This is a genomic window from Pseudomonas sp. FeN3W (genome assembly GCA_030263805.2).
GTDB lineage: Bacteria > Pseudomonadota > Gammaproteobacteria > Pseudomonadales > Pseudomonadaceae > Stutzerimonas > Stutzerimonas stutzeri_G.
The window spans coordinates 3,806,130-3,826,531 of the sequence record CP136010.1; the positions used below are offsets into that span (position 1 = coordinate 3,806,130).

At 64.8% G+C, this 20,402-nt stretch carries 20 protein-coding genes; 7 read left to right on the forward strand and 13 right to left on the reverse strand.

Going from position 1 to position 20,402, the window contains the following annotated elements; translation table 11 throughout:
- The first annotated feature begins 65 nt into the window (after positions 1 to 65).
- Complete coding sequence (locus tag P5704_017960) at positions 66 to 1,472, forward strand: diguanylate cyclase (GenBank protein ID WOF77901.1); 1,407 nt, start codon at positions 66 to 68, stop codon at positions 1,470 to 1,472.
- 10 nt (positions 1,473 to 1,482) lie between these two features.
- Here the strand turns inward: P5704_017960 and P5704_017965 are convergent, their stop codons facing one another.
- Positions 1,483 to 2,313 (reverse strand): NYN domain-containing protein, encoded by an 831-nt coding sequence (locus tag P5704_017965; protein WOF77902.1) that lies wholly within the window; start codon positions 2,311 to 2,313, stop codon positions 1,483 to 1,485.
- A 128-nt stretch (positions 2,314 to 2,441) separates the two neighbouring features.
- On the opposite strand from P5704_017965, the gene P5704_017970 reads away from it, so the two are divergent.
- On the forward strand, positions 2,442 to 3,170 hold the full coding sequence (locus P5704_017970; GenBank protein ID WOF77903.1) for a cold shock and DUF1294 domain-containing protein: 729 nt from the start codon (positions 2,442 to 2,444) through the stop codon (positions 3,168 to 3,170).
- A gap of 36 nt (positions 3,171 to 3,206) precedes the next feature.
- On the opposite strand, the gene P5704_017975 is transcribed toward P5704_017970, so the two are convergent.
- Together P5704_017975 and P5704_017980 are read right to left on the reverse strand one after the other, a co-directional pair.
- Positions 3,207 to 3,551, reverse strand: coding sequence for a zinc ribbon domain-containing protein YjdM (locus P5704_017975; protein WOF77904.1), 345 nt, complete (start codon positions 3,549 to 3,551; stop codon positions 3,207 to 3,209).
- Between the two features lie 118 nt (positions 3,552 to 3,669).
- Positions 3,670 to 4,173: an acyl-CoA thioesterase gene (locus P5704_017980; protein ID WOF77905.1), complete on the reverse strand. Its 504-nt coding sequence runs from the start codon at positions 4,171 to 4,173 to the stop codon at positions 3,670 to 3,672.
- Positions 4,174 to 4,508: 335 nt separating this feature from the next.
- Between P5704_017980 and P5704_017985 the strand changes: the two genes are divergently transcribed.
- Positions 4,509 to 5,195 (forward strand): c-type cytochrome, encoded by a 687-nt coding sequence (locus tag P5704_017985; protein ID WOF77906.1) that lies wholly within the window; start codon positions 4,509 to 4,511, stop codon positions 5,193 to 5,195.
- Here P5704_017985 and codA read toward each other — a convergent pair.
- From codA to phhA, 7 genes are all read right to left on the reverse strand, one after another.
- On the reverse strand, positions 5,189 to 6,424 hold the full coding sequence (gene codA, locus P5704_017990) for a cytosine deaminase (protein ID WOF77907.1): 1,236 nt from the start codon (positions 6,422 to 6,424) through the stop codon (positions 5,189 to 5,191). The two genes, P5704_017985 and codA, sit on opposite strands and share 7 nt — an antisense overlap.
- A 13-nt stretch (positions 6,425 to 6,437) precedes the next feature.
- The gene (gene codB, locus P5704_017995) at positions 6,438 to 7,715 is read right to left on the reverse strand and encodes a cytosine permease (protein WOF77908.1); all 1,278 of its coding nucleotides are present in this window, start codon (positions 7,713 to 7,715) and stop codon (positions 6,438 to 6,440) included.
- A 282-nt stretch (positions 7,716 to 7,997) separates the two neighbouring features.
- Positions 7,998 to 8,447: a cyanase gene (cynS, locus tag P5704_018000; protein WOF77909.1), complete on the reverse strand. Its 450-nt coding sequence runs from the start codon at positions 8,445 to 8,447 to the stop codon at positions 7,998 to 8,000.
- 83 nt (positions 8,448 to 8,530) lie between these two features.
- Positions 8,531 to 9,292 carry a phytanoyl-CoA dioxygenase family protein gene (locus P5704_018005; protein WOF77910.1) on the reverse strand — a complete coding sequence of 254 codons (762 nt, stop codon included), beginning with the start codon at positions 9,290 to 9,292 and terminating at the stop codon, positions 8,531 to 8,533.
- 203 nt (positions 9,293 to 9,495) lie between these two features.
- Entirely contained in the window at positions 9,496 to 10,692 is a 1,197-nt protein-coding gene (locus tag P5704_018010) for an amino acid aminotransferase (protein WOF77911.1), read from the reverse strand.
- Positions 10,692 to 11,048: a 4a-hydroxytetrahydrobiopterin dehydratase gene (locus P5704_018015; GenBank protein ID WOF77912.1), complete on the reverse strand. Its 357-nt coding sequence runs from the start codon at positions 11,046 to 11,048 to the stop codon at positions 10,692 to 10,694. The genes P5704_018010 and P5704_018015 overlap by 1 nt, the downstream gene beginning before the upstream one ends.
- A 274-nt stretch (positions 11,049 to 11,322) precedes the next feature.
- Entirely contained in the window at positions 11,323 to 12,108 is a 786-nt protein-coding gene (gene phhA / locus P5704_018020) for a phenylalanine 4-monooxygenase (protein ID WOF77913.1), read from the reverse strand.
- Positions 12,109 to 12,360: 252 nt separating this feature from the next.
- Here phhA and P5704_018025 point away from each other — a divergent pair, with 252 nt between their 5' ends.
- On the forward strand, positions 12,361 to 13,917 hold the full coding sequence (locus P5704_018025; protein WOF77914.1) for a sigma-54-dependent phenylalanine hydroxylase transcriptional regulator PhhR: 1,557 nt from the start codon (positions 12,361 to 12,363) through the stop codon (positions 13,915 to 13,917).
- A 160-nt stretch (positions 13,918 to 14,077) separates the two neighbouring features.
- Here P5704_018025 and P5704_018030 read toward each other — a convergent pair whose 3' ends face one another.
- Together P5704_018030 and P5704_018035 are read right to left on the reverse strand one after the other, a co-directional pair.
- The gene (locus P5704_018030; protein ID WOF77915.1) at positions 14,078 to 15,454 is read right to left on the reverse strand and encodes an L-serine ammonia-lyase; all 1,377 of its coding nucleotides are present in this window, start codon (positions 15,452 to 15,454) and stop codon (positions 14,078 to 14,080) included.
- 271 nt (positions 15,455 to 15,725) lie between these two features.
- Positions 15,726 to 16,673 carry an NAD(P)/FAD-dependent oxidoreductase gene (locus tag P5704_018035; GenBank protein WOF77916.1) on the reverse strand — a complete coding sequence of 316 codons (948 nt, stop codon included), beginning with the start codon at positions 16,671 to 16,673 and terminating at the stop codon, positions 15,726 to 15,728.
- 393 nt (positions 16,674 to 17,066) lie between these two features.
- Here P5704_018035 and P5704_018040 point away from each other — a divergent pair, with 393 nt between their 5' ends.
- Together P5704_018040 and P5704_018045 are read left to right on the forward strand one after the other, a co-directional pair.
- Complete coding sequence (locus P5704_018040) at positions 17,067 to 18,026, forward strand: TRAP transporter substrate-binding protein (GenBank protein ID WOF81275.1); 960 nt, start codon at positions 17,067 to 17,069, stop codon at positions 18,024 to 18,026.
- 347 nt (positions 18,027 to 18,373) lie between these two features.
- Positions 18,374 to 19,369, forward strand: a complete 996-nt coding sequence (locus P5704_018045) for a TRAP transporter substrate-binding protein (protein ID WOF77917.1) — start codon at positions 18,374 to 18,376, stop codon at positions 19,367 to 19,369.
- Here the strand turns inward: P5704_018045 and P5704_018050 are convergent.
- Positions 19,353 to 19,772, reverse strand: coding sequence for a DUF488 domain-containing protein (locus P5704_018050; protein WOF77918.1), 420 nt, complete (start codon positions 19,770 to 19,772; stop codon positions 19,353 to 19,355). The genes P5704_018045 and P5704_018050 overlap by 17 nt on opposite strands.
- A 209-nt stretch (positions 19,773 to 19,981) precedes the next feature.
- On the opposite strand from P5704_018050, the gene P5704_018055 reads away from it, so the two are divergent.
- Complete coding sequence (locus P5704_018055) at positions 19,982 to 20,335, forward strand: hypothetical protein (protein ID WOF77919.1); 354 nt, start codon at positions 19,982 to 19,984, stop codon at positions 20,333 to 20,335.
- Positions 20,336 to 20,402: the final 67 nt, after the last annotated feature.

Genomic DNA, 20,402 nt, shown 5'->3' on the forward strand with positions numbered 1-20,402 from the left:
ATTTGTGCCGTGTTGAACTTCAGCCGTCACCAATGTTACGTGCGGTCCTTCCGAGGGTGGCTGAAGTGACTAGGTTTCTGCTCATCGCATTGTTGGCCCTGTCAGGCACGGTGTCTGCTGCGGCCGATGTGACGCTCGACCTGAGCGCTGTCGAGCGCGACTGGCTGGTTGGCAACCGCTCGGTCAGTATCTGTGTCGACCCGGACTGGCTGCCGTTCGAGATGCTCAACGCCCGCGGCGAGCACGAAGGAATTGCGGCCGATCTGCTGCGCCTCGTTGCACAACGGGCGGGGCTGCAGCTGAATATCGTATCGACCAGCGACTGGGGGCAGTCGGTGGCGTTCTCCCAGGCCGGCCGCTGCCAGCTGCTCAGCTTCCTCAATCAGACCCCTGTGCGCGATGCCTGGCTGATCTTCACCCAGCCGCTGTTCACCGACGCCAATGTGGTGATCGCGCGGGAGGATCATCCCTATGTGGCGGACTTGTCCGCTCTTGAAGATGTGACGGTCGCTTTGCCGGTGGGCACGTTCGTCGAGGAAAGCGTTCGCCGGGATTTCCCCCAGTTGCGCGTCATCAGCACCGACACGGATGCCCAGGCGTTGGCACTGGTGAACGAGCGTAAAGCCGATCTGACCGTGCGCTCGCTGACCGTGGCCGCCTACACCATTCGCCGCGAGGGCTGGTTCAACCTGAAAATCGCCGGGCAGCTGACGAGTCTCGACAATCAGTTCCGGATCGGTGTGCTGAAGGGCGAGCCGGTGCTGCGCGACATTCTGGACAAGGCGATTGCGACGATCACGCCGGGGGAACTGAACCAGATCGCCAACAGGCACACGCCGATTCGCGTCGAGTCGGGCACCGACTATCGCCTGATCGTGCAGATCGTGGTGGTCTTCTCGGTGATGCTGCTGACCAGCCTGTTCTGGATCGGCCGCCTGCGGCGGCTGAACGAGCAACTGCAGGTCAAATCACAGACCGATCCGCTCACCGGGCTGGCCAACCGCGCCGCGCTGGACCGGCGCTTCGCCAGGGCGCTGGAGCAGGCGCGGCGTTATAGCCGGCGGCTGTCGATCGTCATGCTGGATATCGATCACTTCAAAAGCATCAACGACGAGTTCGGTCATCAGATGGGGGATCGCGTCCTCAAGGAGTTCGCCGATCTGCTGGTATCCGGTCTGCGCGGCAGTGACGCCGTGGGCCGCTGGGGTGGCGAGGAATTCCTCCTGCTGTGTCCGGAAACCAGCGGTCAGCAGGCGCTGGCGTTTGCCGAGCGTCTCTGCGAAGAGTCGCGGGCATTCACGTTCAGTACCGACCGCGGCCAGACCCTCAGCGCCGGTGTCGCCGAGTTGAATGCGACGGATACGGTGGACAGCCTGCTGCGCCGTGCCGACGCTGCGCTGTACCGGGCCAAGCACGAGGGCCGGGACCGCGTCCGCGTCTGCTGCCATGCCCCGGACGCGCAGGCGAGCTGAGTGGCGGCGCTCAGTGCTTGCCGGGTTTGCGCAGGCGCACGTAGAGGTCCTTGCCACCGGTGGCGCTGCTGCCCCGAGATTCCAGGTCGAAGCGCTTGGGCTGGTTGGCGATCAGGTCGCTGAGCTTCTTGCAGCCATACAACCGCGGATCGAAGGCCGGACGCAGCTTGCTGATGTTCTGCCCGAGGGTGCCCAGCTGAATCCAGTCATCCTCCTCCGAGAGGTCGTCGAGCACCTTGGCGATGAAGTCCACCGGCACCTGCTGGCATTTGATGGTGTCGCCCTTGTCGCCGGCCTTCGGCGGCTTGCTGCTTTCTTCCACCTGCGCCGCGGCGGCGGCGAGCTTTTCCGATGACGGTGGCTCGGAGGTGGCCTTGGCGGCATCGGCGCGCAGGATTTCGGTGTAGATGAATTTGTCGCAGGCAGAGACGAAGGGCGAAGGCGTCTTCTGCTCGCCGAAGCCGTACACCGTCAGGCCCTCCTCGCGGATACGCGCGGCCAGGCGGGTGAAGTCGCTGTCGCTGGAAACCAGGCAGAAACCGTCGAAACGCCGGGTGTAGAGCAGGTCCATGGCGTCGATGATCAGCGAGCTGTCGGTGGCGTTCTTGCCCGAGGTGTAAGCGAACTGCTGGATCGGCTGGATCGAGTGGTCGAGCAACACCTTTTTCCAGCTGCCCAGGTTGGGCTTGGTCCAGTCGCCATAGATGCGCTTGACGCTGGCGACCCCGTATTTGGCGATTTCCTCGAACAGCGCCTCGACGATGGCGGCGGGCGCGTTGTCGGCGTCGATTAGAACCGCGAGGTGCTTCTGCTTGTTCGAGCTGTTGGGCTTGCTGGCCATGGTTCTTCCCTGGGCTGGAGATCGCCCGACCATAACGCCGAGCACCGTACCCTGGCCATAGCGGCGTGCAGCCAAGGCCGGCCAAGCTCGGTTAGCATGCGCGGCTTTGATCACATGGGTTTCGGTGCATGGAACAGCGAGGCACGCTGAAAAACTGGAACGACCAGAAGGGCTTCGGCTTCATTCGCCCGGAGCAGGGCGGCGAAGATGTCTTCGCGCACATCTCGGCCGTGCATGGCGAGCGTCGGCCGCTGGTGGGCGACCGGGTGCTCTACGTGGTCGGGCGCGATTCTCAAGGCCGTTTGCGCGCCGAACATCTGCGGCTGGATGCGCCGCTGACGCTGGATCAGCCGGCGATTCGCCAGCGCCCGGGCAGTCAGCGGCAGAAGACCGAGCGACCGGACCGCCCGCGCGCGACGGCGCGTGCCGCCAGAAAGCCGGCGCGGCAGCTGCTCGCCGGGAACATTCAGCGGCTTCCGCTCAAGCTGGTGCTGTTCGCGCTGCTCTGCCTGCTGCCGCTGGCGGGCAGCCTCCTGCGCCTCGGGGCGCTGTTGCCGTTGGCGATCTATGCCGTCGCCAGCCTGCTGACCTTCTTCCTCTACTGGCGCGACAAGCACAGCGCGCTGAAGGATCGCTGGCGCACGCCGGAAACCACACTGCATTTCTTCGAGCTGGCCGGCGGCTGGCCGGGCGCGCTCGTCGCGCAGCAGGTCTTTCGCCACAAGACCCGCAAGCTGAGCTATCAGCTGACCTTCTGGCTGATCGTGGTGCTGCACCAGGCGTTCTGGATCGATCTGCTGTTCATCGGCAGCGGCTTTACCCGCGAGCGGCTGGACTGGCTGTTGCGGCTGCAGTGAAACGCGAAAGCCCGGCTTTCGGACGAGCATCGCGGCTCAGACCTTCTTGACGAACTCTGACTTCAGCTTCATCGCGCCGATGCCGTCGATCTTGCAGTCGATGTCGTGGTCGCCATCGACCAGGCGGATGTTCTTCACCTTGGTGCCGACCTTGACCACCAGCGACGAGCCCTTGACCTTGAGGTCCTTGATCACCGTGACGGTGTCGCCGTCCTGCAGGGTGTTGCCCACCGCGTCCTTGATCACCTTGTCGCTTTCGCTCGCGGCAGCCGCGTCGTCGGTGGCGGACCACTCATGGGCGCACTCGGGGCAGACCAGCATCTGGCCGTCTTCGTAGGTGTATTCGGAGTTGCATTTGGGGCAGGGGGGCAGCGAGCTCACGGCAGGTCCTCAGGGGCGGAATGCGGAAAGCCGTGCATTGTATAAGGTTTTGTTACAAATCGGGGGGTTGGCGTGGACTCCGGGCTGGCCGGAGTCCACGGCGATCAGCGGGGGCGGCTCACTTCACCGCGGCGAGGCGCTCGCTGCCGGCACGCAGTTCGCTGTAGCGGTGCTCCAGCTCGCGGCGGATTTCGCGACGTTGATAGGCCTGGGCGAAGCGGCGCTGCTGTTCGGGGGTCTTCGGGTTCAGCGGCGGTACCGGTACCGGTTTGCCGTCCTCGCCGAGGGCGACCATGGTGAAGAAGCAGCTATTGGTGTGGCGTACGGTCTTCGAACGGATGTCTTCGGTGATGACCTTGATGCCGATTTCCATCGATGTGGTGCCGGTGTAGTTGACCGAGGCGAGGAAGGTGACCAGCTCGCCGACATGCACCGGCTGGCGGAACACCACTTGATCCACCGAGAGGGTGACGACGTACTGCCCGGCATAGCGGCTGGCGCAGGCATAGGCGACCTCGTCGAGATACTTGAGCAGCGTGCCGCCATGTACGTTGCCAGAAAAATTGGCTTTGTCCGGCGTCATCAGCACGGTCATGGTCAGCTCTGCATGTCCATCTAGCATGGGGGTTACGGCTCCTCGGTGGTGAAGGGGTGCTACTTTAGTCGAATGCCTCCTTCCTGTCTGGCGTTTCCAGCAAAACGCTTCATCGATTTTTTCTATCGTCAATGCGGCAAAGGCGCGCACTTCTGTCATTTGGCGGAAAAAGCGCCAGTTACGGCATGAGTGTCCTGTTCCTTGGGGCGGGCCTGGGCAGGTTCTGTGACGTGGTGCACGGATGGTGCCGGCACCTCGCTCAAGAGCAATTTTGTTGACCTGTGTCGGGGTCCGCTGGCCTGGCGCTTCTTATAGTCGGACGCCCCAAAAACCCTGACTAATTCAGTAACGGACGCCTCCTCATGCGTATGCTCGCTCTTGCCCTGCTCGCCTGCTTCGTTCCGCTGTCCCATGCCAGTGAGGCGGTCGTCGAGCGTTTCAACTACGTCATGGCCGATGAGCAACGGCGCGAGCTGGCCAGCCTGGCCGGGCAGGAGCGTGCGGTATTCTGTTCCTACTGCCACGGTGAAACCGGTAACAGCAAGCGCAAGCACATTCCCAATCTGGCCGGGCAGAATCCGCTGTACCTGTTCCATGCCTTCGAGAAGTTCGCCAGCGGCGAGCGCACCGACTTCGTCATGTCCAAGCTGGCGCAGAATCTCAGCATGGAGGAGCGGGTGAACATCGCGGTGTACTTCAGCCAGCAGAAGGTCAATCCACCGGCTGGCACTGTGGATGCCGCGCTACGCAACAGCGGGGAAAAGATCTTCCAGACTACCTGCACAGGTTGTCACGGCGCTCACGCCGAGGGCATGGAGACCATGCCGCGGCTGGCCGGACAACCTGACGAGTACATTCGCAAGGCATTGACGCGCTTTCGCGAGAAGGACCCCAGCCGCGCAGGTTCGGTGATGATCGGCGTCGCCGCGCAGCTTTCCGCGGCGGACGTAGAGGCGCTGGCGGCCTATCTCTCGCAGCTGAAGCTGACGCCGGCCGAGGAAATGGCCAACCTCAACCGTCTGCGCAAGACCACCGCCGCCGCTCAGTAACGCTGGATCTGCGCCGGTGTACGGCGCATCAGCACCTCACCATTGCGCACCGAAAGCAGGGCATGGCCCTGGGTGCGCAGCATCTCGTAATCGTCCGGCGCCGACAGCACCAGCAGGTTGGCCGGACGCCCCACCTCCAGCCCGTAGCGTTCGCCCAGGTTCAGGGTGCGCGCGCTGTTGTCGGTGATCAGGTCCAGGCAGCGCTGCAGGTCCTCGTAGCCGAGCATGTGGCAGATGTGCAGCCCGGCTTCGAGGATGCGCAGGATGTTGCCGTTGCCCAGCGGGTACCAGGGATCGACGATGGAATCCTGGCCGAAGCAGACGTTCATCCCGGCGCGGTCGATCTCGGCCACGCGGGTCAGGCCGCGGCGCTTGGGATAGGTGTCGAAGCGGCCCTGCAGGTGGATGCTCTCGGTCGGGCAGGAGACAAAGTTGATCTTCGATTGCTTGAGCAGGCGGAACAGCTTGGAGCAGTAGGCGTTGTCGTAGGAGCCCATCGCCGTGGTGTGGCTGGCGGTGACGCGTTCGCCCATCTCGCGCACCCGCGCCTCCTCGGCGAGCACTTCGAGAAAGCGCGACTGCGGGTCATCGGTCTCGTCGCAGTGCACGTCCACCAGGCAGCCCGCGCGCTCGGCCAGGTCCATGAGGAACTTGATCGAGCTGACGCCCTGGTCGCGGGTGTTCTCGAAGTGTGGAATGCCGCCGACCACATCGGCGCCCATGGCGATCGCCTCGGTCATCAGCTCGCGCCCGCCCTTGAACGACTCGATGCCCTCCTGCGGGAAGGCGACGATCTGCAGGTCGATCAGGTGGCGGGTTTCCTCGCGCACCTCGAGCATGGATTTGAGCGCCGACAGCGTCGGGTCGGTAACGTCGACATGCGTGCGCACATGCTGGATGCCGTGGTCGACCAGCATGTCGATGGTTTTCTTGGCCCGGGCCTTGGTGTCCTCGTGGGTGACCAGCGCCTTGCGCTCGCCCCAGCGCTCGATGCCCTCGAACAGCGTGCCGCTCATGTTCCAGGCCGGCTCGCCGGCGGTGAGGGTGGCGTCCAGATGAATGTGCGGTTCGATGAAGGGTGGCACCACCAGATTGCTGGCGGCGTCGATGTCGCCCTCGTTGGCTTCGGCTGGCGCCTGCTGCGCGCTGATGGCGGCGATGCGCGCGCCGTCCAGTTCGATGCGGTACAGGCCGCTGCGGCCGCGCAGGCGTGCGTTGAGGATGTTCATAATGGCTCCTTGATCAGCGGGCGTCGGTTTGCGTCAGCACCGTGCGCGACAGGGCCAGGCGCTGGCCCTCGTACAGCACAATATAGGCTGCGGCGGCCACCAGTATGCCGACGATGGGCGCCACCCAGGGCGAGAAGTAGGCGCAGGCAGCGCCCAGCACATAGGCCGCCAGGCCCAGGCTGTTGTACTTGGGCAGGTGCGCTTCGGCCAGCTTCGGGTACTGCCCGCGATGGCGGTAGAAGTAGTCGGCCATGATCACGCCGCCGATAGGCGGGATGATCGAGCCGAGCAGGATCAGAAAGGGGATCAGCAGTTCGTACATGCCACCCAGCGCCAGCAGCGTGCCGACGAAAGCTCCACTGAGGGTCACCAGCCGGCGGCGCTCGGTACGTAGCAGGTTGCAGCCGGCGGCGGCGAAGTTGTAGATGGTGTTGTCCTGGGTGGTCCAGAGGTTGAGAAACAGCATCACCACCGCGGCCATCGACAGCCCCTGCAGCACCAGCACTTCGACGATGTCCGGCTGCTGATAGACGATTGCCCCGTAGGCGCCGGCGATGATCATCAGGCCGTTGCCGATGAAGAAGCCAATCAGGCTGGCCCATACCGCGACCTGGCTGCTGCGGGCGAAACGCGTCCAGTTGGTGGCCTGGGTCGCGCCGCTGACGAAGGTGCCGAAGATCATGGTGATGGCCGTGCCGAAGGTCAGGCTGTCGCCCGGCTGCACCGCGAGCAGGCCGTCCAGCCCGCCAATGTCGCGGGTGGCGGTCCACAGCGATGCGATCAACAGGATCAGCATCGCCGGCACCGCGATGCGCGAGAGCAGGTCGAGGCCCTTGTAGCCGACGAAGGCGGTCAGGCAGAAGCCGAAGCCGAACAGCACCATCAACGGCGTCGTCCAGCTTTCCGGCAACGCCAGCAGGCGCACCAGGACGATGGCGATGGTCGCCGTGCCCCAGGCGTACCAGCCGATCTGGGTGAAGCCGAGCAGGAAGTCGGACAGCCGGCTGCCGACCTCGCCGAAGCAGAAACGCCCCATCAGCACCGAGCTCAGCCCGCTGCGGCAGGCGATCAGCCCGAGCGCGGCGGCATAGAGGCCGAGCAGCAGGTTGCCGATCACCGCGGCCCAGAGCATGGTCTTGAAGTCGAAGGCCAGGCCGATCTTGCCGCCGGCGAACATGGTGGCGGTGAAGAAGGTGAAGCCGAACAGCAGGATGGAGGTGGACCACAGCCCCTTGCGCGCGCCGGCGGGGACTTCGCTCAGGGGGTAGTCGGTATCGACGGGCTGTTTCATGTCGGATGCTCCGCAAGGTGGATGCAGCAGAGGTGCAGATGCCATGCCATTGCTGCCCGATCCGCCGACCCGGCGTGGGCGATGACGCTGCCGCCAACGCTGATTCGTACCGGGGCACCGAGCTGGCTGTTTGCACCGCAATGGCGCCCTGGCGCGAAGTTCCGCCAAGTGGAGCGACATACCCTGCTGCCACCGAGTGCGGTGCGGACCTGAGCATGACCGACCCGCTGGGCAACAGCGTGGAAAGCCTGGCGCGCGGGGAGATCCGCACGCGCTGATCCCTCAATAGCTCTTGTAGGGCAGGAACTTGCCGGACAGCACCACGCTGACGCGATCGCCCTTGGGGTCGCTCTGGCGCTGGATATCCATGGAGAAGTCGATGGCGCTCATGATGCCGTCGCCGAACTCTTCATGGATCAGCTCCTTGATGGTGGTGCCGTAGACGTTGACCAGCTCGTACCAGCGGTAGATCAGCGGATCGGTCGGCACCGCGGTGGGCAACGAGCCCTTGTAGGGGGCGATCTGCAGCCAGGCGACGGCCTCGTCGGAGAGTTCGAAGAGCTGCCCCAGGGTTTCTGCCTGGGCCTTGTCGAAGGCCATCTGGCCGAGGCAGCCGGCAGTGGTCCACTCCTTGGACATGCCGATGCTTTCGGCGACGTGTGCCCACTTCAGGTCCTTGCGCACCTTGGCGGCGACGATCATCTGGGTGACCTGTTCACGACTGCTGATCATGGCGAATCCTCATCTGGGGAATGCGAGTCAATGGCCGCGCGGGCGCGGCGGGCCTCGGTCGATGCAGGTTCGGTGCCAGGGGGTCAGTCGTATTCGGCCGCTTCGTGCTCGCCGAGCAAACGGCGCTGGCGCGGCGTGGCGGCGGCCAGCACCTCGGGGTTGAAGCTGAAGTGCAGGTAGGGCGAGAACTTCTGCGCCACCATGCGTCGGCCGTAATGGATCTGCAGCAGGTAGCGGCTGCGTCCGGCGCTGCGGTTGCGGCTGCCGGCGTGCCAGAGGTCGCTGCGAAACAGCAGCACGTCGCCGGCCTGGCACAGCACCGGCTCGGCCGTGCGGCCGTGCCACTGCGTTTCGCCTAGGTGCGGCTTGCGCCCGGCGCGGTGGCTGCCGGGGATCACCAGCGTCGGGCAGAGGTCGGCGTCGATGTCATCCAGATACAGGTGCGCGGTGCAGATCTGCATCGGCAGCTCGAAGGCGGGGTCAGCCAGCAGGCTTTCCGGCAGCTCCATGGCCAGGTAGTCGGCATGCAGCTCGCCGCCGATAAAGCCTGGGCGGCTGCGCCAGGCGGTCTGGCCGATGATGTGGCAGTCCGTGCCGAGCGCCGCCTCGGCCAGTTCGATCACCCCGGGCAAATCGAAAAAGCGCAGCCAGAACGGCGAGCGATTGAACACGCACTTGTAGTGGTCGTCGACCAGGCCCTGGTAATCCCAGTGGATGGGGGCGAGGCAATCGATGGCTTCGCGCAGCGCGGCGATACCCGCTGGCTCGAGTACGGCAGGCAGCAGCACGAAGCCCTGTTGGTGCAGGGCGGCGAGCTGTTGCTGGAGAACGCTGGACTCAGGCATGGCGGTAATCGGGCGGACGACTGTCACTCAGCATAGGCAGCGCGGAGGCGCGTTGAAAGCCGGCTGAAAGCTTGCCGGCTTATCGTGGCGGCGCTGCTGCGGCAGCCAGTCGCGTGGTCACGAGCCGCGCCTCTGCTCTCTCGCTCCGGCGCACCCGGCGGCGTCGCCAGAAGCGGCGTCACCGGCGCGCACCTTCACGTCGTTCAGCTCTGCACCATGCGTGCGATGGCTTTGGCCAGATCGTCCAGGCGTTCGGCATCCAGCCCGGCGACATTGGCCCGGCCGCTTTCCACCAGATACACCGAATCTTCGGCGCGCAGCCGGCGTACCTGCTCGGCGGTCAGGCCGGTGTAGGAGAACATCCCCCGCTGATGAGCGATGTGGGCGAAGCGCTCGGCCAGCCCATAGGGCGTCAGTGCCTCGACCAGCCCCTGACGCAGGCTGGCGATGCGCCGACGCATGGCTTCCACCTCGTCCTGCCAGATCTGCCGCAGGGGCTCATCGGCCAGGATCGTCGCCACCACCGCGGCGCCGTGGGCCGGTGGCGTCGACCAGAGATTGCGGGCCAGCGAGGCGAGCTGGCTGCGCACGTCGAGCAGGCGCTCGGCATCGCTGGTGACGGCGATCAGCGCGCCGGTGCGCTCGCGGTAGAGGCCGAAGTTCTTCGAGCAGGAACTGGTGATGAGCATTTCCGGCAGCGTTTCGGCGAACAGCCGTACCGCCCAGGCGTCCTCTTCCAGTCCGTCGCCGAAGCCCTGGTAGGCGAAGTCGAACAGCGGCAGCAATTCGCGCGCGCGCACCACGCCCAGCACCCGCAGCCAGTCGTCGTGATTCAGATCGAAGCCGGTGGGGTTGTGGCAGCAGGCGTGCAGCAGCACCACGTCGCCAGGCGGCACCTGTTGCAGCGTGGCGAGCATGCCATCGACATCGAGGCGGTTGTCGGCACCGACGTAGGGGTAGTGCTGCACGCGCAGGCCGGCGGCGGCGAACAGGGTTTCGTGGATCGGCCAGGTGGGATCGCTCAGCCAGATGCTGCGCCCGGGCAGGCACCTGGCGATGAACTCGCCGGCCAGACGCAGCGCGCCGGTGCCACCAGGCGCCTGGGTGCAGCCGGCGCGCTGTTCGCCGATGGCAATGGAACGGCTGCCGAGCACCTGGCGCAGCAGCAGGGCGCCGAACTGGGCGTCGCCGTGGCCGCCGACGTAGCTCTTGGTCTGCTCGCTGTCGACCAGGCGCTGCTCGGCCAGCTTCACCGCGCGCGGGATCGGCGTCAGGCCCTGGGCGTCCTTGTAGACGCCAACGCCCAGATCGAGCTTGGCGGGGTTGGGGTCGGCGCGATACAGATCCATCAGGCCGAGGATCGGGTCGCCGGGCACGCGGGGAATCTGGCCGAAGTGCATTACTTGCGGCCCTCCGCGCTGCTCGCCACCTGGTCGGTGCGCGCGGCCATGATGAAGTCGTTGCGGTGCAGCCCTTTGATCGAGTGGCTCCACCAGGTCACGGTCACCTTGCCCCATTCGGTGAGCAGCCCCGGGTGATGGCCCTCGGCTTCGGCGATCTCGCCGACGGCATTGGTGAAGGCCAGGGCGTGCTTGAAGTTCTTGAACAGGAAGACCTTCTCCAACTCCATGTGGCCGTCGCGAGTCTCGATGTTCCAGTCCGGAATCTCGCGGATCAGCTCGGCCAGTTCCTCGTCGGAGACCTTCGGCGCATCGGCACGGCAGGCTTCGCAGTGGGCTTGGGTAAGGGCGGTCATCGTGTCGATCCTTTTGTTTGATGATTGGAAAGGGTAGGTGAAATGGCGAGGCTTACTGGCCGCGTGGATAAGCCTTCGGCGTTATCCACCCTACAAGGCAAGAGGCTTCGCGGCCAGGTTCCTTCCGCAGGGGTTTAGGTCAGCGTAGGGTGGATGGCCACCCCGTGGAAATCCGCGAAGCGTTTTCCACGCGTCGGCTTCGACCAGCACGCCTGGCCTGTAGGCCGAACGGTGTCTTGCGAAACGTGTGGACAAGCCTGCGGCGTTGTCCACCCTACGCCGCCTTCGGCGGGAATTTCGGCTGGTGCAGGCCCAGGCGCATGGCCTCGCGCACCATGGCCATGATGTCCTGCTGGGCCAGGTCGAATAGCTGCTTGAGATTGGGCAGGACGAAATACAGCGGTTGCAGGATGTCGATGCGATAGGGCGTGCGCATGGCTTCCATGGCATCGAACGGCTGCCGCTCCGGCTCGGCGGACAGGCTGTAGAGCGTTTCCTTCGGCGAGGAGAGGATGCCGCCGCCGTAGATGCGCAGTCCGGACGGGGTTTCCACCAGGCCGAACTCGACGGTCATCCAGTACAGCCGCGCGAGAAACACCCGCTCCTCCTTGCTGGCCTTGAGGCCGAGCTGGCCGTAGGTGTGGGTGAATTCGGCGAACCAGGGATTGGTCAGCAGCGGGCAGTGGCCGAAGATCTCGTGGAAGATGTCCGGCTCCTGCAGGTAGTCCAGCTCTTCCGGTGTGCGGATAAAGGTGGCGACCGGAAAGCGCTTGCTCGCCAGCAGTTCGAAGAAACGCTGGAAGGGGATCAGCGCCGGTACGCGCTCGACCTGCCAACCGGTGGTGGCGGCCAGCACGCGGTTGATCTCGCCGAGCTGCGGGATGCGCTCGCGGGGCAGGGCGAGCTGCTCGAGGCCGTCGAGGTACTCGTCGCAGGCGCGACCTTCGAGCAGTTTCAGCTGCCGTTCGACCAGCGTCTGCCACACCGCATGTTCGGCGTCGGGGTAATGAATGTGCCCCTGCGCGTCCGGTTCGCGGGCTACGTAGTGGGTGGTCTTCATCGCGTCTCCTGGGCCGCTTGGGCATCTTGTTGTTGCCTTCATTCGAACGTGAAGGCGTGCCGCAGGGGAGGGGTGATGTGGCGCAATGTCGCACCATGGGCGGTATCGGCTGTAAGGAAAGTGTGACGTTTTTGTATGTGGCTGGATCGACGGCATTGCCAAGCGACTTAACTGGCAAATAATCTTGACGGAAATTTGCGGCGCTCGAATGAAGCGTCGTCAGCCCCACAACAAAACAACAGGGCTTTCGCCATGCGTATCAAGATTCTTTGCCAGAACCGCGTCGGCATCCTGCGCGACATGCTCAACCTGTTGGTGGACTACGGCATCAACGTCGCCCGCGGCGAGGTCGGTGGCGAGCAGGGCAATGCCGTCTACCTGCACTGTCCCAATCTGATGAACCTGCAACTGCAGGCCCTGCGGCCGAAGATCGAGGCGCTGCCCGGCGTGTTCGAGCTGCGCAAGGTCAGCCTGATGCCCAGCGAGCGGCATTCCCTGGAGCTCAATGCACTACTCGGCGCGCTGGAATTCCCCGTCCTCTCCATCGACATGAGCGGTGCCATCGTTGCCGCCAACCGTGCCGCTGCGCAGCTGCTCGGCGTGCGCGTCGACGAGGTCCCGGGCATGAGCCTGTCGCGCTACGCCGAGGACTTCGACCTGCCGGAACTGGTGCGCGCCAACAAGGCGCGGATCAACGGGCTGCGGGTGAAGATCAAGGGCGATGTGTTCCTCGCCGACATCGCCCCACTGCAATCCGAACACGACGACAGCGAGGCACTGGCCGGCGCGGTGCTGACCCTGCACCGCGCCGACCGGGTCGGTGAACGCATCTACCAGGTGCGCAAGCAGGAGCTGCGCGGCTTCGACAGCATCTTCCAGAGCTCGAAAGTGATGGCCGCGGTGGTGCGCGAGGCGCGGCGCATGGCACCGCTGGATGCTCCGCTGCTGATCGAGGGCGAGACCGGCACCGGCAAGGAACTCTTGGCACGCGCCTGTCATCTGTCGAGCCCGCGTGGGCAGTCACCCTTCATGGCGCTCAACTGCGCCGGCCTGCCAGAGTCGATGGCCGAGACCGAGCTGTTCGGCTACGGCCCCGGTGCCTTCGAAGGTGCGCGGCCGGAAGGCAAGCTCGGCCTGCTGGAGCTGACCGCCGGCGGCACGCTGTTTCTCGATGGCGTCGGCGAGATGAGCCCGCGGCTGCAGGCCAAGCTGCTGCGCTTCCTGCAGGACGGCGGCTTCCGTCGGGTCGGCAGCGACGAAGAGGTCTATCTGGATGTGCGGGTGATCTGCGCGACCCAGGTGGACCTGTCCGAGCTCTGCGCCAGTGGACAGTTTCGCCAGGACCTCTATCACCGGCTCAACGTGTTGTCGCTGCATATTCCGCCGCTGCGCGATTGCCTCGACGGCCTGCAGCCGCTGGCGCTGCACTTCATCGACCAGGCCAGCCGACAGATCGGCTGCCCACTGCCAACGCTCTCGCCGCAGGCGCTGGAGCGACTGGCCGGCTACCACTGGCCGGGCAACGTGCGGCAGCTGGAGAACACCCTGTTCCAGGCGGCTTCGCTGTGTGAGGGTGGCACCATCAAGCCCGAGCACATCCGTCTGCCGGGCTACGGCGCGGCACAGCCGCTGGGCGATTTCTCGCTGGAGGGCGATCTGGCCAGCATCGTCGGGCGCTTCGAAAAGGCGGTGCTGGAGGGGTTGTACAAGCAGTTTCCGAGCAGCCGCCAGCTGGGTAAGCGCCTTGGCGTGTCGCATACCACCATCGCCAACAAGCTGCGCGAGCACGGCATCGGCAGGGAGGGATAAGTGCGGTGTTGGGCTTCGCTGCGCTCAACCCAACCTACGGCCGATGCCGATCGTAGGTTGGGTTGAGCCGCATAGCGGCGAAGCCCAACGAGTGCGGTGCGCCGACGAACTGGGTTCCAACGAGCCAGGCGGCCCGGCCCGGCTCGTGGGATGAATCACGTCAGCACTCGATGATGTTCACCGCCAGCCCGCCGCGGGCGGTTTCCTTGTATTTGCTCTTCATGTCGGCGCCGGTCTGGCGCATGGTGCGGATCACTTTGTCCAGCGAGATGAAGTGCCGGCCATCACCACGCAGGGCCATACGCGCGGCATTGATCGCCTTCACCGCACCCATGGCATTGCGCTCGATGCAGGGTACCTGGACCAGTCCGCCGACCGGGTCGCAGGTCAGCCCCAGGTTGTGCTCCATGCCGATCTCGGCGGCGTTCTCCACCTGTTGTGGCGTGCCGCCGAGCACTTCGCACAGCGCCCCGGCAGCCATGGAACAGGCCACGCCGACCTCGCCCTGGCAGCCGACCTCGGCCCCGGAGATCGACGCATTTTCCTTGTAGAGAATGCCGATGGCCGCCGCCGTCAGCAGGAAACGCACCACCCCATCCTCATTGGCACCGCGGATGAAGCGCATGTAGTAGTGCAGCAGAGCCGGAACGATTCCGGCGGCGCCATTGGTCGGCGCGGTGACCACGCGACCGCCGCTGGCGTTTTCCTCGTTGACCGCGAGGGCGTAGAGGTCGACCCAGTCGAGCACGCTCAGCGCATCGCGCAGATTGGCTTCCGGGTGTTCGCTGAGCTGACGGTACAGGCCGGCGGCACGGCGCTGGACCTTGAGGCCGCCGGGCATCACGCCTTCGGTGCGGCAGCCCGCTTTGACGCAGTCCTGCATCACCTGCCAGATCCGCAGCAGGCCGGCGCGGGTATCGGCTTCCGGGCGCCAGGCTGCTTCGTTGGCCAGCATCAGCTGGCTGATGGACAGCCCGTGCGTGGTGCAGTGCTGCAGCAGTTCGGCGGCGCTGTGGAAGGGGTAGGGCAGCGTGGTAGTGTCTTCGACGATGCGGTCGTCGCCGGCGGCCTGCTCGTCGATCACGAAGCCGCCACCTACCGAATAGTATTCGCGGCTGCGCACCTGCAGGCCGGCGCTGTCGAAGGCGCGGAAGATCATGCCGTTGGGGTGGAAGGCCAGCGGCTTGCGGATGAATTGCAGATCGTTGCTGATATCGAAGTGGATGGCCTTCTCGCCGAGCAGGCGCAGCTCGCGGGATTCACGCAGCGCCGCTATACGCTGGGGAATGCTCGCGGTGTCCACGCTCTCCGGTAGCTCCCCCTCGAGCCCCAGCAGTACGGCCTTGTCGCTGCCGTGGCCTTTGCCGGTGGCCCCCAGCGAGCCATACAGCTCGACCCTGAGGTGGTCGGCGGCGGCGAGCAGTCCCTCGTCGCGCAGGCCCTCGGCAAAGCGCAACGCCGCGCGCATCGGCCCGACGGTGTGCGAGCTGGACGGGCCGATGCCGATCTTGAACAGGTCGAAGACGCTGAGTGACATGAGGTGCTCCGTTGCAAGGCTGGTCTAACAGACTGTTGAAAAACTACCTGCGTTGTCATCGCGGCGTTAAAAACAGGCTCGGTTGCGAGGCCAGTCAAAATGCTCATTTACAGCCCGTAAACGGCGCTTTTTCGCCTGTTTTCACCTTGCGTTGGCTACCTCGCCTACGCTTTTCAACAGCCTGCTAAGCCTAGACCTTCCATGGCGCATGGATGTTGCCGAGTTCGGCGCGCGGCGCGATTCGCCGGGAGGGTCTTTCGCACGAACTGCTTTATGCGCGGCTAGCCAGCGAGCCGCCCCTGGGATTGGCTTCCAGACTGTTGTGCACGGCGGTCGCGGCCTGGGCGGCCTGGCCGATGGCGACGCTGATCTGCTTCAGGCCCATGGTCACGTCACCGATCGCATAGAGCCCACGCAGCGAAGTCTGCCGATGTTCGTCCACGTTGACGCCGCCGCACTCGTCGCAGTCGAGGCCGAGCTGCACGGCGAGTTCGGAACGAAAGCGTGCACCGAGGCTGGGGTAGATGATGTCGAAGTGGTGCCGCTCGCCGCGACAGGTCAGCAGTTCGATGCCGGTCTCGCAGGGGTGCAGGGACTCGACGCGGTCGCCGATCAGCCGGATGGCGTAGTGCTCGGCCAGGGCAATGGCCTGATCGCAGGCATCCTGCTCGCCATGCACGATCACGGTGACCCGGTCGGTGAAGGTGCGCAGGAACACCGCGTGGGTGATGGCGCTTTCCGCCTCGCCGTAGACCGCGACGTTGTCGCCATCGACCTCGTAGCCGTCGCAGATCGCGCACAGCCGCACCTTGCCTTCGTCGATGGCCTTTTCGACGCCGGGCATGTCCGGCAGCGTGTCCTCGATGCCAGTGGCGAGAATGATCCGCCGCGTTATGCACAGTCGATCGCCGTAGCGCACGCTGAAGCCTTCGGCGTGGGACTCGATGTGCTCGACGTGGCCCTGTTCGAGGCGGGCGCCATAGCCGCTGGCCTGTTCGCGCAGCCTTGCCAGCAGGTCGTTGCCGTTGATGCCCGGTGGAAAGCCCGGGTAGTTGCGCGAGCGCGGAATCCACGAAGCCCGGCTCGAGCCGGCGTCCACCACCAGGCAGCTGCGTCGGAAGCGCGCCAGGTACAGTGCCGCGGTGAGGCCCGCGGGGCCGCCGCCGACGATCAGGCAGTCGATCACGATGGGTTGCGGGTCGGTTTGTGCGGGCGTCATTGCATTGGCCAGTGGCGGGGCGTTGCCAGTAGAAGCCGGCGGCGGCGATAAAGTTCGCCGGGGTTGAGCGATGCAATGTTCGGTTTTGAGAGCTGGTCGGAGCTTCGAGCCTTGTGCCAGAGCCGCTGATGGCCAACACTTCGCTGCTCGATGACCGCGCATATCCAACCGATACTGAACAGTCACCGCCATTCCAATAAAGATCAGCCTGCGAATTCGTTCGCCGTGCGCTGATCCCGCGCTACACATCTCGGCAACGCCCTACCAGGCGTGGGCCGAACCACATCCAGTCGCAAAACCACTCGAACGGAGCTCACGAGGCGCCGTGCCGAGCTCATTTCCCGTGGGGGTAAAAAGTTGTTCAAGTCTCTGGTTGTTGCGCCCTGTGCGGCGCTGTTCCTGCTGCTGTCGCCAGTCATCACGCAAGCCGCGGAACCCATTGTCATCAAGTTCGCCCACGTGGTCGGCGACGACACGCCGAAGGGCAAGGGCGCGCTGCTGTTCCAGAAGCTGGTGCGCGAGCGCCTGGCCGGCCAGGTCGAGGTCGAGGTGTACCCGAATTCGACGCTGGTCGGCGACGCCGACGAGATGCAGGCACTGCTGGACAACAAGGTGCAGATGCTGGCGCCCTCGCTGTCCAAGTTCATCGAGTATTCGCCGAAGCTGGAAGTGTTCGACCTGCCGTTCCTGTTCGACGACGAGGCGGCCGTCGCGCGTTTCCAGAAGCGCGAAACCAGCCGCGAGCTGCTGCGCTCGATGGCCGGTCGGGGCATCTACGGGCTGGCCTACTGGAATAACGGCCTCAAGCAGCTGTCGGCCAATCAGCCGCTGCGCAATCCGGCCGATGCGGCGGGTCTGGCGTTCCGTATCCAGCCGTCGCCGGTGCTCGAGGCGCAGTTCGCCGCGGTGGATGCCAAAGCCGTGCGCCTGCCGTTCTCCGAGGTGTCCAAGGCGATGCAGAGTGGCACCGTGCAGGGCACCGAGGGGCCCTGGTCGAACATCCGCGGACAGAGCGCCAGCAGCCAGCAGAGCTATGTCACCGAAACCAACCATGGCGTGCTCAACTACATGCTGGTGACCAACTCCAGGTTCTGGACCAGCATTCCCTTTGCGGTGCGCTCGGAGCTGGACGGCATCCTGCTCGAGGTCACCCAGACGGTGAACGCCGAGGCCGCCTCGATCAACGCGCGTGAACGCGAACAGCTGCTCGCCAGTGGCGGCGCCACGCTGGTCACCCTGACGCCGGAGCAGCGCCAGGCCTGGCGGGCGAAGATGCAGCCGGTGTGGAAGTCGTTCGAGGCGCGGATCGGCAGTGACATCCTGCGCGCGGCACTGACCGTCAATCGTCGCTGACCCGGCCGCTCTGGCCTCTGCTGCCGGAGCGTTCCCCTGCAGGCCCCGCGGCAAGGCCTGCCGAATTACGACCAAAGCCTCGTTTTGAGAGCTGGTCGGGCTTTTTCGGCCTTGTGCCGCGCGCCTTGATCACTAAGACTTTCGACTGGCTGGCGACGGCTCTCGCGCCGTTTTCCTCGCCAGTTACATTCCAATAAAGGCCAGCCGGCGACTGCCACACGCGCGGATCTGGCCGCCTCAGATAAAAGACCGGCTGCGCGCCTGCGCCAGGCCAGGCCTTATCAAATCGATCAACTACTCGAACGGTGCTCACGAGGCGCCTTCGGGCTTTTCCCGTTGGGGGTTAGATGTACAAGTCTTGTGTCGCTGCGCTGATCGCAGCCCTGTATTGGTTGAGTGCTCCTGCGATGGCCGCCGATGCGCCGATCGTCATCAAGTTCGCCCATGTGGTGGCGGACGACACGCCCAAGGGCAAGGGCGCGCTGCTGCTCAAACAGCTGGTCGAGGAGCGGATGGCGGGCAAGATCCAGGTCGAGGTCTATCCGAACTCGACCCTGGTCGGCGATGCCGAGGAGATGCAGGCGCTGTTCGACAACAAGGTGCAGCTGCTGGCGCCGTCGATGTCGAAGTTCGCGCCTTACACCAAGAAGCTGCAGCTGTTCGATCTGCCCTTCCTGTTCGATGACGCCGAAGCGCTGCAGCGTTTCCAGAAGCGCGAGGCGGCGCGTGAACTGCTGCGTTCGATGGCCGCCCATGGCGTCTACGGCCTGGCTTACTGGAACAACGGCCTGAAGCAGCTATCCGCGACCACGCCGCTGCGCAAGCCGAGCGATGCCAGCGGGCTGGCCTTCCGCATCCAGCCGTCGCCGGTGCTCGAGTCGCAGTTCGCCGCCGTCGGTGCCAAGCCGGTCGTGCTGCCGTTCGCCAAGGTCTATGAATCGCTCAAGGGCGGTGTGGTCCAGGGCGCCGAGAACCCCTGGTCGAACATCCTCAGCCAGAACATGCACAGCGTTCAGCCATACATCACCGAGAGCAACCACGGCGTGCTCGACTACATGCTGATCACCAACAACGAGTTCTGGTTGAGCATGCCCTTCGCCGTGCGTTCCGAACTGGAAGGCATCATCCTCGAAGTCACCCAGGCGGTGAACCGCGAGGCTGCTGCGGTCAATCGCCGCGATCGCGAGCGCATCCTCGCCAGCGGCAGCAGCCAGCTGATCACCCTGACGCCGGAAGAGCGCCAGGCCTGGCGCGAGCAGATGCTGCCGGTCTGGAAAACCTACGAAGCGGAAATCGGCGCCGACCTGATCCGCGCGGCCATGACGGTCAACCGTCGCCGTTGAACCTTCCGCCCGGCTCTCCGGCCAGACAGGCCGGCGAGCTGGGCGGCTCCAGTCTCTGCAATTCCTCCTCCAGCCATTCGGCCAGCACCTGAGCATTGTTCTGACGCTCGTCCTGCGCGGCATAGATCAACGTCAGCGTGCCGCGCCCGGCCATCTCCAGTAGCGCCCACCAGTGTTCGGGGTGGGCCGCCAGTTCGTTCCGATAGCGTTGGCGAAAGGTCGCAAAATCGATCTCACCGCCCTTGAACGCCTTGCGCAGTGCCGTGGAAGGCGCAAGGTCCGGTAGCCATGCATGCAGCGCCAGGCTGTCCTTGCGGCAGCCTCTTGGCCACAACCGGTCGACCAGTATCCGCTGGCCGTCCTCCGGCGATGGCGGTTCATACGCGCGTTTGTACTGAGTCATCAGTACCTCCAGAAGCCTCCGTCGAAGTCTAGGTAGAAAATACTCAAACGCCAGGGTAAAAAATACTTAATAAAGGGTTTATATGACTTCAGTGTGCGTGGTTATATTTACCATTTATTTCTTATCTATTTGATTTTTATAGGCTAAATATCGGGCACGCTTCGTGAAGAAAAGAAGGGGTGCAATTCATTACTCGATAGGAGCGTGACATGAAAAAGACAACGGTTCTGATGGCGGCAGCAGCGATTCTGGCAAGCGGTTTGGTCAGCGCGGATGAAATCCTCGAAGTGCACGAAGACCGCGCGGTCGGCGGCGGTTTCGGTGGGCTCAGTGGCTTCATGCTCGGTGCGGCAGCGGGTGGCCCGGTCGGGGCGCTGGTCGGTGGCGGCATCGGCTACCTGCTGGGGCAGGACGCGCAGCAGGCTACCGGGCTCGAGCAGACGCTGTATGTGGTCAAGCGCGAAGACGGCAGTCTCGGTCGCATTCGTACGTCCGATGACCGCTTCCTGCAGGGGCAGCACATCGAGCGTGACGGCGCGCGTATCACCGCGGCGGCGAAATGACGGCGGGCAGGTAGTCCCGCGGCGGGGTGTTGGGGGATGATCGCGGCTGACTGTCACCGAGGAGGCG